The 13,607-nt window shown below is 66.1% G+C and carries 13 protein-coding genes; 11 read left to right on the top strand and 2 right to left on the bottom strand.

The window, feature by feature from the left end; genetic code table 11:
* The first annotated feature begins 47 nt into the window (after positions 1–47).
* The 3 genes from Q7V45_RS14980 (at position 48) to Q7V45_RS14990 (ending at position 4,120) form a co-directional block, all read left to right on the top strand.
* Positions 48–1,958: a propionyl-CoA synthetase gene (locus Q7V45_RS14980; protein WP_304853510.1), complete on the top strand. Its 1,911-nt coding sequence runs from the start codon at positions 48–50 to the stop codon at positions 1,956–1,958.
* 2 nt (positions 1,959–1,960) lie between these two features.
* Positions 1,961–3,475 carry a 3-hydroxyacyl-CoA dehydrogenase gene (locus Q7V45_RS14985; RefSeq protein ID WP_304853513.1) on the top strand — a complete coding sequence of 505 codons (1,515 nt, stop codon included), beginning with the start codon at positions 1,961–1,963 and terminating at the stop codon, positions 3,473–3,475.
* 78 nt (positions 3,476–3,553) lie between these two features.
* Positions 3,554–4,120, top strand: a complete 567-nt coding sequence (locus tag Q7V45_RS14990; RefSeq protein ID WP_304853516.1) for a hypothetical protein — start codon at positions 3,554–3,556, stop codon at positions 4,118–4,120.
* Between the two features lie 24 nt (positions 4,121–4,144).
* On the opposite strand, the gene map is transcribed toward Q7V45_RS14990, so the two are convergent.
* Positions 4,145–4,891: a type I methionyl aminopeptidase gene (gene map, locus Q7V45_RS14995; RefSeq protein ID WP_304853518.1), complete on the bottom strand. Its 747-nt coding sequence runs from the start codon at positions 4,889–4,891 to the stop codon at positions 4,145–4,147.
* Between the two features lie 123 nt (positions 4,892–5,014).
* Between map and Q7V45_RS15000 the strand changes: the two genes are divergently transcribed.
* The 4 genes from Q7V45_RS15000 to Q7V45_RS15015 all read left to right on the top strand — a co-directional run bounded on the left by Q7V45_RS15000 (position 5,015) and on the right by Q7V45_RS15015 (position 10,965).
* Positions 5,015–6,163 carry an acyl-CoA dehydrogenase family protein gene (locus Q7V45_RS15000; protein ID WP_304853521.1) on the top strand — a complete coding sequence of 383 codons (1,149 nt, stop codon included), beginning with the start codon at positions 5,015–5,017 and terminating at the stop codon, positions 6,161–6,163.
* A gap of 153 nt (positions 6,164–6,316) precedes the next feature.
* Positions 6,317–7,528 carry an acetyl-CoA C-acetyltransferase gene (locus tag Q7V45_RS15005; protein ID WP_304853524.1) on the top strand — a complete coding sequence of 404 codons (1,212 nt, stop codon included), beginning with the start codon at positions 6,317–6,319 and terminating at the stop codon, positions 7,526–7,528.
* A 148-nt stretch (positions 7,529–7,676) separates the two neighbouring features.
* Positions 7,677–9,926, top strand: a complete 2,250-nt coding sequence (locus Q7V45_RS15010; protein ID WP_304853527.1) for a 3-hydroxyacyl-CoA dehydrogenase NAD-binding domain-containing protein — start codon at positions 7,677–7,679, stop codon at positions 9,924–9,926.
* Positions 9,927–10,176: 250 nt separating this feature from the next.
* Entirely contained in the window at positions 10,177–10,965 is a 789-nt protein-coding gene (locus Q7V45_RS15015) for a 2-keto-4-pentenoate hydratase (RefSeq protein WP_304853529.1), read from the top strand.
* Between the two features lie 262 nt (positions 10,966–11,227).
* Here the strand turns inward: Q7V45_RS15015 and Q7V45_RS15020 are convergent, their stop codons facing one another.
* Complete coding sequence (locus tag Q7V45_RS15020; protein ID WP_304853531.1) at positions 11,228–11,596, bottom strand: hypothetical protein; 369 nt, start codon at positions 11,594–11,596, stop codon at positions 11,228–11,230.
* A gap of 93 nt (positions 11,597–11,689) precedes the next feature.
* On the opposite strand from Q7V45_RS15020, the gene Q7V45_RS15025 reads away from it, so the two are divergent.
* The 4 genes from Q7V45_RS15025 (at position 11,690) to Q7V45_RS15040 (ending at position 13,561) form a co-directional block, all read left to right on the top strand.
* Entirely contained in the window at positions 11,690–12,349 is a 660-nt protein-coding gene (locus Q7V45_RS15025; protein WP_304853533.1) for a 2'-5' RNA ligase family protein, read from the top strand.
* Between the two features lie 30 nt (positions 12,350–12,379).
* A complete protein-coding gene (locus tag Q7V45_RS15030; protein ID WP_304853536.1) occupies positions 12,380–12,949 on the top strand; it encodes a 2'-5' RNA ligase family protein in 570 nt (189 codons plus the stop codon).
* Positions 12,950–13,026: 77 nt separating this feature from the next.
* Positions 13,027–13,293, top strand: coding sequence for a BrnT family toxin (locus tag Q7V45_RS15035; protein WP_304853538.1), 267 nt, complete (start codon positions 13,027–13,029; stop codon positions 13,291–13,293).
* Positions 13,274–13,561, top strand: a complete 288-nt coding sequence (locus tag Q7V45_RS15040; RefSeq protein ID WP_304853541.1) for a BrnA antitoxin family protein — start codon at positions 13,274–13,276, stop codon at positions 13,559–13,561. Before Q7V45_RS15035 ends, Q7V45_RS15040 begins: the two co-directional genes overlap by 20 nt.
* The last annotated feature ends 46 nt before the right edge of the window (positions 13,562–13,607 follow it).

The following is a 13,607-nucleotide window of genomic DNA, read 5'->3' on the forward strand; positions in this document are numbered from 1 at the left end:
CCGGGGGCGGGGCTAAGCCAAGGGCGGAAACGCAGAGGATGCCGGTCATGGCTGTTGGCGACGAATATCGTGCGCTGCATGCGCGGTCGCTCCAGGATCCCGAGGGATTCTGGGCCGAGCAGGCGGCGGCGATCGACTGGACGAAGCGCTGGGACAAGGTGCTCGACGGGACGAAGCCGCCTTTCTATCGCTGGTTCGAGGGCGGCGAGCTCAACGCCTGTCACAATGCGCTCGACCGGCATGTCGACGGCGGCCGCGCCGAGCAGGCGGCGCTGATCTACGATTCGCCGCTCACCAACACGAAGAAGACCTTCACCTATCGCGAGCTGCGCGACCAGGTGGCGCGCATCGCCGGGATGATCGCGGCTGAGGGCGTGGGCAAGGGCGATCGCGTCATCCTCTACATGCCGATGATCCCCGAAGCGGTGATGGCGATGCTCGCCTGCGCACGGCTGGGCGCGATCCATTCGGTGGTGTTCGGCGGCTTCGCGGCCAAGGAACTGTCGAGCCGCATCGACGATTGCGCGCCGAAGCTGATCCTCACCGCCTCGTGCGGCATCGAGCCGTCGCGCATCGTTCAGTACAGGCCGCTGGTCGACCAGGCGATCGAGCAGGCCAAACACAAGGTGCCGCGGGTCATCCTGCTGCAGCGGCCGCAATGTGCGGCGACAATGGTTCCCGGGCGCGACCTCGACTGGAACGAGGCGCTCGCCACCGCGCAGCCGGCGCCTTGCGTGCCGGTGAAGGCCACCGATCCACTCTACATCCTCTACACGTCGGGCACGACCGGCCAGCCCAAGGGCGTGGTGCGCGACACCGGCGGCTACTGCGTGGCGCTCGCCTGGTCGATGAAGAACCTCTACGGCGTCCAGCCGGGCGAGGTGTACTGGTGCGCCTCGGACGTGGGTTGGGTCGTGGGCCACAGCTACATCGTCTACGGGCCGCTGATCCACGGCGCGACAACGATCCTCTACGAGGGCAAGCCGGTCGGCACGCCCGACGCCGGCGCTTTCTGGCGCGTGATCTCCGAGCACAAGGCCATGGCGCTGTTCACCGCGCCAACGGCCTTCCGGGCGATCAAGCGCGAGGACCCTGAAGGCAAGCTGCTTGGGCAGTACGACCTCTCGAACTTCCGCACGCTGTTCCTGGCCGGCGAGCGCGGCGATCCGCCGACCGTCGAATGGGCGCAGAAGCTTTTAGGCGTGCCGGTGGTCGATCACTGGTGGCAGACCGAGACCGGCTGGGCGATCTGCGGCAACTTCCAGGGCCTCGACCCGATGCCGGTGAAGCTCGGCTCGACCTCGGTGCCGTCGCCGGGCTGGCATCTCGACGTGCTGGACGAGAACGGCAAGCCGATGAAGCCCGGCGAGGTCGGCGCGCTGGCCGGCAAGCTGCCGTTGCCGCCGGGAACCTTTCCGACGCTGTGGAACGCCGACGATCGCTACAGGCAGAGCTACATGAGCGAGTTCCCCGGCTACTATAAAACCGGGGACGCCGGCTTCATCGATCAGGATGGCTACGTCTCGGTGATGACCCGCGTGGACGATGTGATCAACGTCGCCGGTCATCGCCTCTCGACGGGTCAGATCGAGGAGGTGCTGGGCGCGCACAACGATGTCGCCGAATGCGCCGTGATCGGCATCGCCGACGAGTTGAAAGGGCAGGTGCCCCTCGGCTTCCTGGTGTTGAAGGCTGGCGTCAACCGGCCGCCGCAGGAGATCACCGCTGAGGTCGTGCAGATGGTGCGCGACCGCATCGGTCCCGTCGCTTTCTTCAAGAGCGCGCTGGTCGTGCAGCGGCTGCCCAAGACACGCTCGGGCAAGATCCTGCGTGGCACGATGCAGAAGATGGCGGACAGCCAGCCGTGGACCCTGCCGGCCACGATCGAGGATCCGGCGGTGCTGGAAGAAATCAAGGACGGCCTGAAGACGGCCGGTTTTGCAAACAAGCAGGAGTAGATATGAGTCTCGACATCAACCGCCCCGACCTCACCGTCGGCGTCGTGGGAACCGGCGCCATGGGCCGCGGCATCGCTCAGGTCACCGCGCAGGGCGGCATGAAGGCCATCATGTATGACGCGGCACCCGGCGGTGCGGCAAAGGCCAAGGCGGCGATTCTCGACACCTTGAAGGGGCTGGTGGCCAAGGGCCGGTTGACCGATGCGGACCTCGCGAAGACCGATGCCAATCTCGGCGTTGCCGAGAAGATCGAGGACCTGAAGGGCTGCCACGTCGTCGTCGAGGCGGTGTTCGAGAATCTCGAAGTGAAGCAGAAGCTGTTCGGAGAGCTCGAGGCGGTGATCGCTCCCGACGCCATCCTGGCGTCCAACACCTCCTCGATTCGCATCGCCTCGATCGCGCGCGCGCTCAAGCATCGCGATCGCGTCTGCGGCATGCACTATTTCAATCCCGTGCCGCTGATGAAGCTGGTCGAGGTCATCCGCGCCGCCGACACCGCGCAGTGGGTGGTCGACGCCATGGTGGCGCTGGGCAAGCGCCAGACCCGCGTGCCTGTGGTCGTGGGCGACACGCCGGGCTTCCTGGTCAATCTCGGCGGCACCGCGATCGGCACCGAGGGCCTGCGCATCATGCAGGAGGGCAGGGCGACGCCGTCGCAGGTCGACGCCGTGATGCGCGACACCTGTGGCTTCCGGATGGGCCCGTTCGAGCTGATGGACCTCACCGGCATCGACGTGAACTTCCCGGCGCGCAAGATCATCTACGAGGGCTTCTTCCACGACCGGCGCATGACGCCCAGCCCCTATCACGAGAGCCTCTATGCGGCGGGCAGGCTCGGCCGCAAGACCGGCGGCGGCTGGTACGGCTACGACGAGAAGGGCGCGAAGATCGACGCCGGTGCCGACCATCCGACCTCGCATGTGCCGGCATCGAGCGTCGTCATCATGGACACGCACAACACCAAGCTGCTCAGCCTCGTCAGCGCCGACGGTGCGAAGATGCTGGCGGCCGACGACGGCAAGAGCCCGATTCTCGTGGCGCCGATCGGCAAGGACTGCACCACCACCGCGATCGAACTGGGCCTCGACCCGAAGCGCACCGTCGCGGTCGACCTGACCGGCGACGTGTCCAAGCGCATCACCATCATGATGGCGCCGGGTTTCGATCCGGCCATCCGCAACGCCACCGTGGCGCTGCTCGCCAGGTCCGGCACCAAGGTGACGGTGATCAAGGACTCGCCCGGCTTCATCGCCCAGCGCATGTGTTCGATGATCGCCAACCTGGGCTGCGAGATGGCGATGATCGGCATCGCCTCGGCCGCCGACGTCGACACCGCGATGACGCTCGGCCTCAACTATCCGCGCGGGCCGCTGGCGCTGGCCGACTGGCTGGGCGTCAAGGAGTGCCACGAGATCCTGGTGCAGATCCAGGCGATCACCGGCGACGACCGTTATCGCCCCAGCCAGTGGCTGCGCCGCCGCGCGATGCTGGGGCTCAGCGCCACCACGGTCGAATAGGGCGGTCGAATAGCGTTCGGTGGGAACAGCGCCGCTGCATCGTCGTTCAATCCCCTGCAGTCTTTGCAGGGGAACCCGATGATGCGACGCACATGGACGGCGGTCGGCCTGGCGCTGGTGGTTGGCGCCACCGCCGGGGCCGTGCAGGCTCAATCGCTGACCAATGAGAACCTGCTCGTGGGCATGCCGCAGGGGTTCAAGCTCGGCTTCAAGGACTCGAAGAACGGCATGAACATGCAGGAGTTCATTCCGGTGGGTGAGACGGTGCAGAACTGGACGGAGATGGTCACCGTCCAGGTGTTCCTCAGCCGCAAGGACCTTCAGCCGGTGCCGTTTCTCGGCGCCATGCAGCAACAGTGGGCGGGCGCCTGCAAGGGCAGCACCGCGACGCCGCTCGCGACCGGCAAGGTGAACGGCTACGACGCCGCCTCGGTCCTCCTGCGCTGTCCGCTGGTGGCGTCGACCGGCAGGCCGGAGACGACGATGCTTACGGCAATCAAGGGCAACGACAGTTTTTACGTCGTGCAGCGCGCCGTGCGCTCGGTCCCGACGCCGGAGCGCCTGGAGACGATGAAGAAGTACATCGCGAGCGTCAGCGTCTGCGATTCGCGCCTGCCGTCGCGGGCCTGCCCGACCGTCAAATAGCGACGGTCAAATAGCGCGCGCGGCTCAAGCCAGAGTCAGGATCAGCGGCCCGCGACGGGTCGCGACCAAGGTGTGCTCGTACTGCACCGTGGCCTCACGCAGCGGCGGGCGCAGGGTCCAGCCATCGTCCATTTCTTCGACATGGTCAGCGCCCAGCGACAGGAATGGCTCGATCGTGAAGACCAGGCCTTCGGTGATCTTCCGGCGGTCGTGCTTCTCGTACCAGGTCGGGATTTCCGACGGCTCGTCGTGCAGCGAATGCCCGATGCCGTGGCTCGCCAGATTGGGGATCAGGCTGTAGCCGTTTTTCTGCGCGAAGGTCTCGATCGACCGCCCGATCTCGTTCAACCGGACGCCCGGCTTCACGGCCCTGATGCCGGCCCACATGGCGCGCCGGCCATCCTCGCAGAGGCGTTCGATGCGCGGGCTGGTCGGCGGGACGGCGAAGCTCGCGCCGGTATCGCCGAAATAGCCGTCCAGCTCGGCCGAAACGTCGATGTTGATCAGGTCGCCGGCCTTGATGATCGTGTCGTCCGGGATGCCGTGGGCGCAGTCGGGGCCGACCGAGATGCAGGTCGCGCCCGGAAAGTCGTAGGTGAGTTCCGGCGCCGAGCGTGCGCCTTCCTTCTCCAGCAGGGCGCGTCCGAGATCGTCCAGTTCCCGCGTGGTCATGCCGGGCTCCAGCGCCTCGCCCATGGCGGTGAGGGTGCGGGCCACCAGCCTGCCGACGGCGCGCAGCTTCTCCAGCTGCTCTTCATTTTCGATGGTCATCGCCCCTCCGAGCCGCCGTTGACGTTTACGTAAAGGTAAACTACCTACCTTGGGCTGGCGGACCAACCGCCGGCGGCCCACAGTCCCTTCAAGAAGACTGACCATCCTGATCGTTGGAGGACGATGCCCGTGACTGCCGCTCTGGCCGCGCATTACACGCAAGAACACCAGATGTTTCGTGAGACCTGCCGGCGTTTCTTCGAGAAGGAAGTGACCCCGTTCCACATGAAGTGGGAGGAAGAGGGTGTCGTGCCGCGCGAGCTGTGGCGCAAGGCGGGTGAGCAGGGGCTGCTGGGCATGACCATGCCCGAGGCCTATGGCGGCGCCGGCGCCGATTTCCTCTACAGCGCCATCATGATCGAGGAGCAGGGACGGGCACTGGCGTCCGGTCCGGCGTTCTCGCTGCACAACGACATCGTGGTCCCCTATCTGCTCCACTACGGCACCGAGGAGCAGAAGAAGAAGTGGATCCCCAAGGCCTGCTCCGGCGAGCTGGTCACGGCCATCGCCATGACCGAGCCGGGCACGGGCTCGGACCTGCAGGCGGTGAAGACCACGGCCGTCATGGACGGCAATCACTTGGTCATCAACGGTTCCAAGACCTTCATCTCCAACGGCCAGCTCGCCGACCTGGTGATCGTGGTCGCCAAGACCGATCCCAAGCTGGGCGCCAAGGGCACGTCTCTCATCGCCGTCGAGACGAACACCGAGGGCTTCAAGCGCGGCCGCAATCTCGAGAAGATCGGCATGAAGGCGCAGGACACGTCGGAGCTGTTCTTCCAGGACGTGCGCGTGCCGGCCGATCACCTGCTGGGCGGGCCCGGCATGGGTTTCGTCCAGCTGATGCAGCAGCTGCCGCAGGAGCGGCTGGTCATCGCCATCCAGGCGGTCGCCGCCATCGAGGCCGCGCTGGAGCATACGCTGGCCTACGTGAAGGAGCGCAAGGCGTTCGGAAAGCAGATCATCGATTTCCAGAACACCCGCTTCAAGCTCGCCGAACTCAAGACCAAGGCCCATATCGCGCGCGTCTTCGTCGACGATTGCGTGGCCAAGCACCTCAAGGGCGAGCTCGACGTCGCGACCGCGGCGATGGCCAAGTACTGGACGACCGACCTTCAGTGCGAGCTGATCGACGAGTGCCTGCAGTTCCACGGCGGCTATGGCTACATGTGGGAATACCCGATTGCGCGCCTCTACGCCGACGCCCGCGTGCAGAAGATCTACGGCGGCACCAACGAGATCATGAAAGAGCTTATTGGACGGACGCTCTGACAAACAACCTCATCCTGAGGAGCCGCGTTTTGCGCGGCGTCTCGAAGCATGGGCAACATAAAGACTGGTTCCCACCCTTCGAGACGCGGTCCTGCGGACCGCTCCTCAGGGTGAGGTCAAAAGGTAATCTGAATTAGCGAATAGGAGACCGACATGACCGACGCATACATCTACGACGCCGTTCGCACCCCGCGCGGCAAGGGCCGCAAGGATGGTTCGCTGCATGAAGTGACTCCGGTGCGCCTGGCCGTCACCGCGCTGCAGGCCGTGCGCGACCGCAACAATCTCGACACGCACCTGGTCGACGACATCGTGCTCGGCTGCGTCATGCCGATCGGCGAGCAGGGGGCCGACATCGCGCGCACCGCGTCGGTGATGGCGGGCTATGCCGAGACCGTGTCGGGCGTGCAGATCAACCGCTTTTGCGCCTCGGGCCTCGAAGCCACCAACATGGCGGCCGCGCAGGTCATGTCGGGCCAGAGCCAGGCCGCGATCGGCGGCGGTGTCGAGAGCATGAGCCGCGTGCCGATGGGCTCGGACGGCGGCGCCTGGGCGGTCGATCCGGCCGTGGCGATCCCGATGTACTTCGTGCCGCAGGGTGTTTCGGCCGACCTGATCGCCACCAAGTACGGCATGAGCCGCGACGACGTCGACAGCTATGCCGTCGAATCGCAGAGGCGCGCCAAGGCTGCCTGGGACGCCGGCCACTTCAAGAAGTCGATCGTGCCTGTGCGCGACCAGAACGGCATCGAGCTGCTGGGCCATGACGAGTTCCTGCGCCCGACCACGACCATGCAGACGCTGGCCGCGCTGGAGCCCAGCTTCAAGATGCAGGGCGAAATGATGCCCGGCTTCAACGCGGTGGCGCAGCAGCGCTATCCCGAGGTCGAGAAGATCCATCACGTGCACCATGCCGGCAACTCGTCGGGCATCGTCGACGGCGCCGCCGCGATCCTGGTGGGCTCCAAGGAGTTCGGCGAGAAGGCCGGCCTCAAGCCGCGCGCCCGTATCCGCTCCTTCGCCTCGATTGGCTCGGAGCCGGCGATCATGCTGACCGGCCCGGCGCCGGCCTCGGAGAAGGCGCTGAAGCGCGCCGGCATGTCGGTGGGCGACATCGACCTGTTCGAGCTGAACGAGGCCTTCGCCGCCGTCGTGCTGCGCTACATGCAGATCCTCAAGATGCCGCACGACAAGATCAACGTGAATGGCGGCGCGATCGCCATGGGCCATCCGCTGGGCGCCACCGGCGCGATGATCCTAGGCACGCTGCTCGACGAGCTCGAGCGCCGCAACCTCTCGACCGGCCTCGCCACGCTCTGCGTCGGCGGCGGCATGGGCACCGCCACCATCATCGAGCGCGTCTGAGAAACCTCGACCCATTGCCCACCCTTCGAGACGGCCGCTGGGCGGCCTCCTCAGGGTGAGGCAGTGGTTCAAGAGAAGTCCTCACCCTGAGGAGCGAGCAGAGCGAGCGTCTCGAAGGGTGGCCACGGGAAGAATTCGGAGACCAACCATGATCAACTACAACGTCGATTCGGACGGCATCGCGACCATCACCTGGGACATGCCGAACCGCGCGATGAACGTGCTGAACGAGGCCTCGATGACGGCCTATGCCGGTGCGCTCGAGACCGCCCTGAAGGACGAGAAGGTCAAGGGCATCATCATCACGTCGGGCAAGGACAGCTTCATCGCCGGCGCCGATCTCGAGATGATCCTGAGCCTCGACACGTCCGACGCGTCGAAGCTTATGGAGCAGTTCAGCCAGCTGCAGAAGATGTTCCGCCGCCAGGAGACGGGCGGCAAGCCGATCGTGGCCGCGATCAACGGCACGGCGCTGGGCGGCGGCTTCGAGATCTGTCTCGCCACTCACTACCGTATCGCCGCGGCCAACCCGAAGACCAAGGTCGGCCAGCCCGAGGTGAAGATAGGCCTGCTGCCGGGCGGCGGCGGCACGCAGCGCATTCCGCGCCTGATCGGCGTGCAGAACGCGGCGCCGATCCTGCTCGAAGGCAAGGACCTGACGGTCGATGCCGCCAAGGGCCTCGGCCTGATCCACGAGGTCGTGCCGGCGGGCGAGCTGCTGGCCCGCGCCAAGGCCTGGCTGACGGCGCCGGCGACCGAGCAGGTCGTGCCGGAATATGCCGGCAAGGGCGCCAAGGCGATCGACGGCCGCGCCGTGCAGCCGTGGGACCGCAAGGGCTTCAAGGTGCCGGGCTTCCCCGGCGGCCAGGTCTGGAGCCCGCCGGGCGTCATGACCTTCATCGGCGGCAGCGCGATGGTGCGCGGCAAGACCAACGGCATCTATCCGGCACCGAAGGCGATCATGAGCTGCGTCTACGAGGGGCTGCAGCTTCCGTTCGATGCCGGCCTCAGGGTCGAGACCCGCTACTTCGTCTCGCTGCTGCGCGATCCCGTCGCCAAGAGCATGATCCGCACGCTGTTCTTCGGCCTGCAGGAAGCCAACAAGCTGGTGCGCCGGCCGAAGGGCGTGCCGAAGCAGGACTACAAGAAGATCGGCGTGCTGGGCGCCGGCCTGATGGGCGCCGGCATCGCCACCGTCTCGGTGCAGGCCGGCCTCGACATCGTGCTGATCGACCGTGACCAGGCCGCAGCCGACAAGGGCAAGGCGCACATCGCCGACGAGCTGGGCAAGCTGGTGAAGCGCAAGCGCCTCGACCAGGCCAAGGCCGACGCGATGCTGGCCAAGGTCACGGCGACCCCGGACTTCGGCGCGCTCAAGGACTGCGACCTCGTGATAGAGGCGGTGTTCGAGAACCGCGAAGTGAAGGCCGAGGCCACCAAGAAGGCCGAGGCCGCGCTGCCAAAGACCGCGGTCTTCGCATCGAACACCTCGACGCTGCCGATCACCGGCCTCGCCGAAGCCTCGTCGCGGCCGGACCAGTTCATCGGCCTGCACTTCTTCTCGCCGGTCGAGAAGATGCCGCTGGTCGAGATCATCGTCGGGCAGAAGACCTCGCAGGAGACGCTCGCGCGGGCTCTCGACTACGTCCAGAAGATCCGCAAGACGCCGATCGTCGTGAACGACAGCCGCGGCTTCTTCACCTCCCGCGTCTGCGGCGCCTTCATCAGCGAAGGCCATCGCATGCTGAAGGAGGGCATCCCGGCCGCCATGATCGAGAACTGCGCGCGCTATGCCGGCATGCCGGTCGGCCCGCTGTCGCTCAACGACGAGGTCGCCATCGACCTGTCGTGGAAGATCATGGACCAGGCGCGGCGCGACGCCGAGGCTTCTGGCCAGAAGTTCGAAGGCGCCGGCACCGAGGACATCCTCGAGCTGATGGTCAAGAAGCTGGAGCGCTTCGGCCGCAAGAACGGCAAGGGCTTCTACGAGTATCCGGCCGACGGCAAGAAGCGCCTGTGGCCGGAACTCGAGAAGTACTTCCCGGCCGACCCGGCGCTCCTCTACGGCGAGGGCGAGGACAAGCGCGCCAAGGAGGACGAGATCAAGAAGCGCCTGCTCTACGTCCAGGCGGTCGACACCGCGCGCTGCCTCGAAAGCAATGTGCTGACCAACCCGCAGGACGGCGACGTCGGCTCGATCATGGGCCTGGGCTTCGCGCCGCAGACCGGCGGGGCGATCAGCCTGATCGACCAGGTCGGCATCAAGACGTTCGTCGCCGAGTGCGACGAGTTCGCCAAGAAGTACGGCAACCAGTTCGAGGTGCCCAAGCTCCTGCGCGACATGGCCGCCAAGGGCGAGAGCTTCTACGGCAACTACCACCCGGCGAAGGCGGCGTAGGCTGCCACACCGCTCCTACCGTCCTCTCCGCCCGCGTCAGCGGGGGGAGAGGAGGGGGCCCCGCGCGTCTGCGTGGGGTAGGTGAGGTGGGTGCTTCTGCAGGGCACACACCTCGCCCGTACACTCCACATGACCCACCTCTCCTAACCTCTCCCCCCCCCGCTAAAGCGGGCGGAGAGGAACATGAGGTTTGACGTCGCGACGTGGGGAAGTACAAAAGCCCGATATCGCAAATCTGGAGGGAAATGCCGTGGACGCCAAGGAAATCGCCGCACTCGCCGACCGCATCGTCGAAGGCCGCTGCTCGAAGACGACGATGGACTGGCTTGCGGATGCCACGGCGAGCCTCTCCGAGACCGATGCCTACAAGGTCCAGTTCGCCGTCCACGACAAGCTCGAGGCCGCCGGCTGGAAGCTCGCTGGCTGGAAGGTCGCGTTCGCCGTTCCGGCGCAGTACGAGCCGCTGAAGCTCTCGGGCCCGGCCTTCGCCGGCATCTACACCAGCGGCATCAAGCAGAGCGGCGCGGTGTTCGAGAAGGGCTGGCCGCTCAAGGCCGGCGTCGAATGCGAGATGGTCGCGCGCATGGCCAAGGACGCGCCGGCCGGCACGCAATACACGGCCGACTCGATCAAGGACTACGTCGCCAACCTCTATTGCGGCATGGAAGTGGTGGAGAACCGCTACGGCGATGCCTCCAAGCTGGGTGGGCCGGGCCGCATCGTCGACGACGTGCTGCAGGCCGCCTGCATCGTCGGCACCGAGATCAAGGACTGGCAGAAGACCGACTTCGCCAACGTGAAGGGCCGCTCCGAGTTCGAGGGCAAGGAGATCGGCGCCGGCCCCGGCAGCAACGTTATGGGCGGCGCGATGATCTCGCTCGCCTGGCTCGCCAACAAGCTGATCGCCAACGGCAAGCAGCTGAAGGCCGGCGACATGATCCTGACCGGGTCGGTCCACCCGCCGCAGTTCCTGCCGGGCCCCGGCGTCGCCAAGACCGAGTTCGTCGGACTGGGCGGCGCGGAGATCACCGTCAAGTAAGAGTATCCCTGACGGCGGAGGCGGGCATGGCCCAGTGCCCGTTCCACAGCCATTGTGGTGAGGAGGAGATGTTCCTCATCCTGGAGCAGGTCTGTTCGGGGAAAATGACGCGCGATTTCGGATAGGGAAAATTGTCATCCCGAGCGCAGCGAGGGACCTTTATCGGTGGCCTTAAAGGTCCCTCCCTGCGCTCGGGATGACAAAGTGCGGAGGGCGAACTCCGGTCCGGCGACCGGCGCTATCGGCTGCTTCGGGGACGACGTCAGTGGCTCGGTCCGTTGGCGAGCAGCCGATCGAGATGCGCCGTCTCGTCTGACCAGCCGCCCGGCGGCCATGGCGCCGAAGGGTCGATCGGCTCGCGCAGGGGCGAGAACGGCACCTCATCGCCCTCCAGTATCTCGACGTCGATCCGGAAATCCTCGTCCTGCTCGAAGCCGTGCCAGTGCAGGAACTCGCCATAGGCGCGGCGGCCGTCACGCAAACGGAGCACGAACCCGGCGGCGCTGTCGTGCATGTCGCCATACGCCCAGTAGCGCTCGACCTTTTCGATGTCGGCCGGCACGAAGCCGTGGCTCTCGCCGTCGAGCACGTCGAGGGCATGGCCCAGTTCGTAGAATCCGCGGATCCGCATGGTTCCATCGTATCAAATGTTTCGGGGCCACCCCGAGCCCTTGCTTCGATCTGAAGGAGAACATATCATGAACACATAGCCAGGGAGGAAGCTGTGGGCGGATCTTTCGCAAGGACAAGTGAGACGCTTGGCGCAGGCCGCTCCCTGCCACGCTGGCCGCACCACGGCGTCTCGCGGCTGGGTGTCGACCGCCTCCTGAGACGTCATGCCGGGATTCGCCGGGCGGGACCCCGCGTCACCGACCGTCTGTTCTTCGCGGTCGTGCCGGATGCCGGCACGGCGGAGAAGATCGCCCAGCGTGCCGCCGTCTGGCGGGCCCGCCATGGGCTGACGGGCAGGCTGCTGAAGGCCGCGCACTTCCACGTCAACCTGGCGCCCGTGCACGAGGGCAACGGCTTGCCGGATGCCGACGAGATCGAGGGCTGGATGGCGCGCGTCCGGGAGATTCCGATGCCGTCCTTCCGCGTCGCGTTCGATCGGCTGACCAGCTTCGCCAACGGGGCGCTCGTGCTCACGGGGGAAGAGGCAACCATCGGCCTCGAGGTGCTGCAGCAGCGCCTGAGCGATGCGCTCGACGACACGCCGCGGCCGGCCCGCCGCTACACGCCGCACGTGACCCTGCTTCACGACGGCCGCCACATCGAGGCCGAGCCGGTTGAGCCCATCGCCTGGACGGTCCGCGAGATCGTGCTGGTTCACAGTCCGGTCGGCCAGACGACGCACCGCCACCTGATGCGCCTGCCGCTGGCCTGATCCCTCCCGGGACGACGTTCGGGACGAGACATGATTACGGTGAGGCCGACCGACCGGCTGTCCTTCGCCGTGCGTCCCGACGCGGAGACGGTGGAGGCGATCTGCAGCGCCCGGCGGAAACTGTGCGAGAAGGCAGGCCTCTCGGGACCGGACGTCCCGCCGGAGCAGCTTCACGTCCCGCTGTGGCGTGTCGGCGACTACGTGGTGCCCCCGACGGCGCAGGACATCGACGCGATCCTGCGACGGGCCGGCACCGTCGAGATGCCGCCGTTCCGGATCTCCTTCAGGTGCGCGAAGTCTCTCGGCAGAGGTGCCCTCGTGCTGTGTGGCGGCAGGGGAAGCGCCGAGCTCAAAAAACTATCGATCCGGCTGCGCGATGCGCTGACCCCGCCCGGCGCGGAAAGAGGGTGCGCCTTCCTGCCCCACATGACGCTCATGAGGAGCGAGACGATCCTGCCTGAGCGCCGCATCAAGGCGATCGGCTGGACGGTACGCGAGATCGTCCTCGTGCACAGCCAGCTGGGCAGGGCGACGCACCGTCTTGTCGGGTGCCTGCCGTTGAGGACACGGCAGTTGTCGTTGCCGGGATTCGATCTCTGATCGGGCAGGCTCATATCGTTGCAGATTGAAGCTGCTTCGAGTTTGACCGGCGATATGGCAAATTGTATATACAAGACATGTCGGTCGAGTTCGATGCCACCAAGGACAAGGCCAACATGGCCAAGCACGGCATGTCGCTCGCCCGTGCGGTCGATCTCGAAATCCTCGCTGTCATCGAGGACGATCGAACTGATTACGGTGAAGTTCGTTACCGTGCCTGGGGCATGATCGATGGCGTTGCCCACTGTCTTGTCTTTACGGACCGGAAGGGCGTCGTGCGCGCGATCAGCCTCCGCCGGGCGCACAAGAAGGAGTTGGACCGCTATGCCCCGCCGAAAGATTGATAGAGACGATAATCCCGAGTGGACCAGGGCAGACTTCAAAAAGGCGCGGCCTGCAAGCGAGCTGCCTGCGCATATCCGGGCGGCATTCCCCAAGACGAGAGGACCGCAGAAGGCGCCAACCAAGATTCCAGTGTCGATCCGTCTAAGCCCGGAGGTTCTCCAGCATTTCAAGTCCGGTGGGCCTGGCTGGCAGGGTCGTATAGATGCAGTCCTGCAAAAGGCGACCGCCAATGCGAATAGACGGTCGAAGAGCCGTAAGACAGCATAGGCGGCGATCGAGCCAATGTCGCTGTTGCCTGGCTCGGAAAGCAGCA

It is taken from the genome of Reyranella sp., from assembly GCF_030651995.1.
In the GTDB taxonomy this organism is placed as follows: Bacteria; Pseudomonadota; Alphaproteobacteria; order Reyranellales; family Reyranellaceae; genus Reyranella.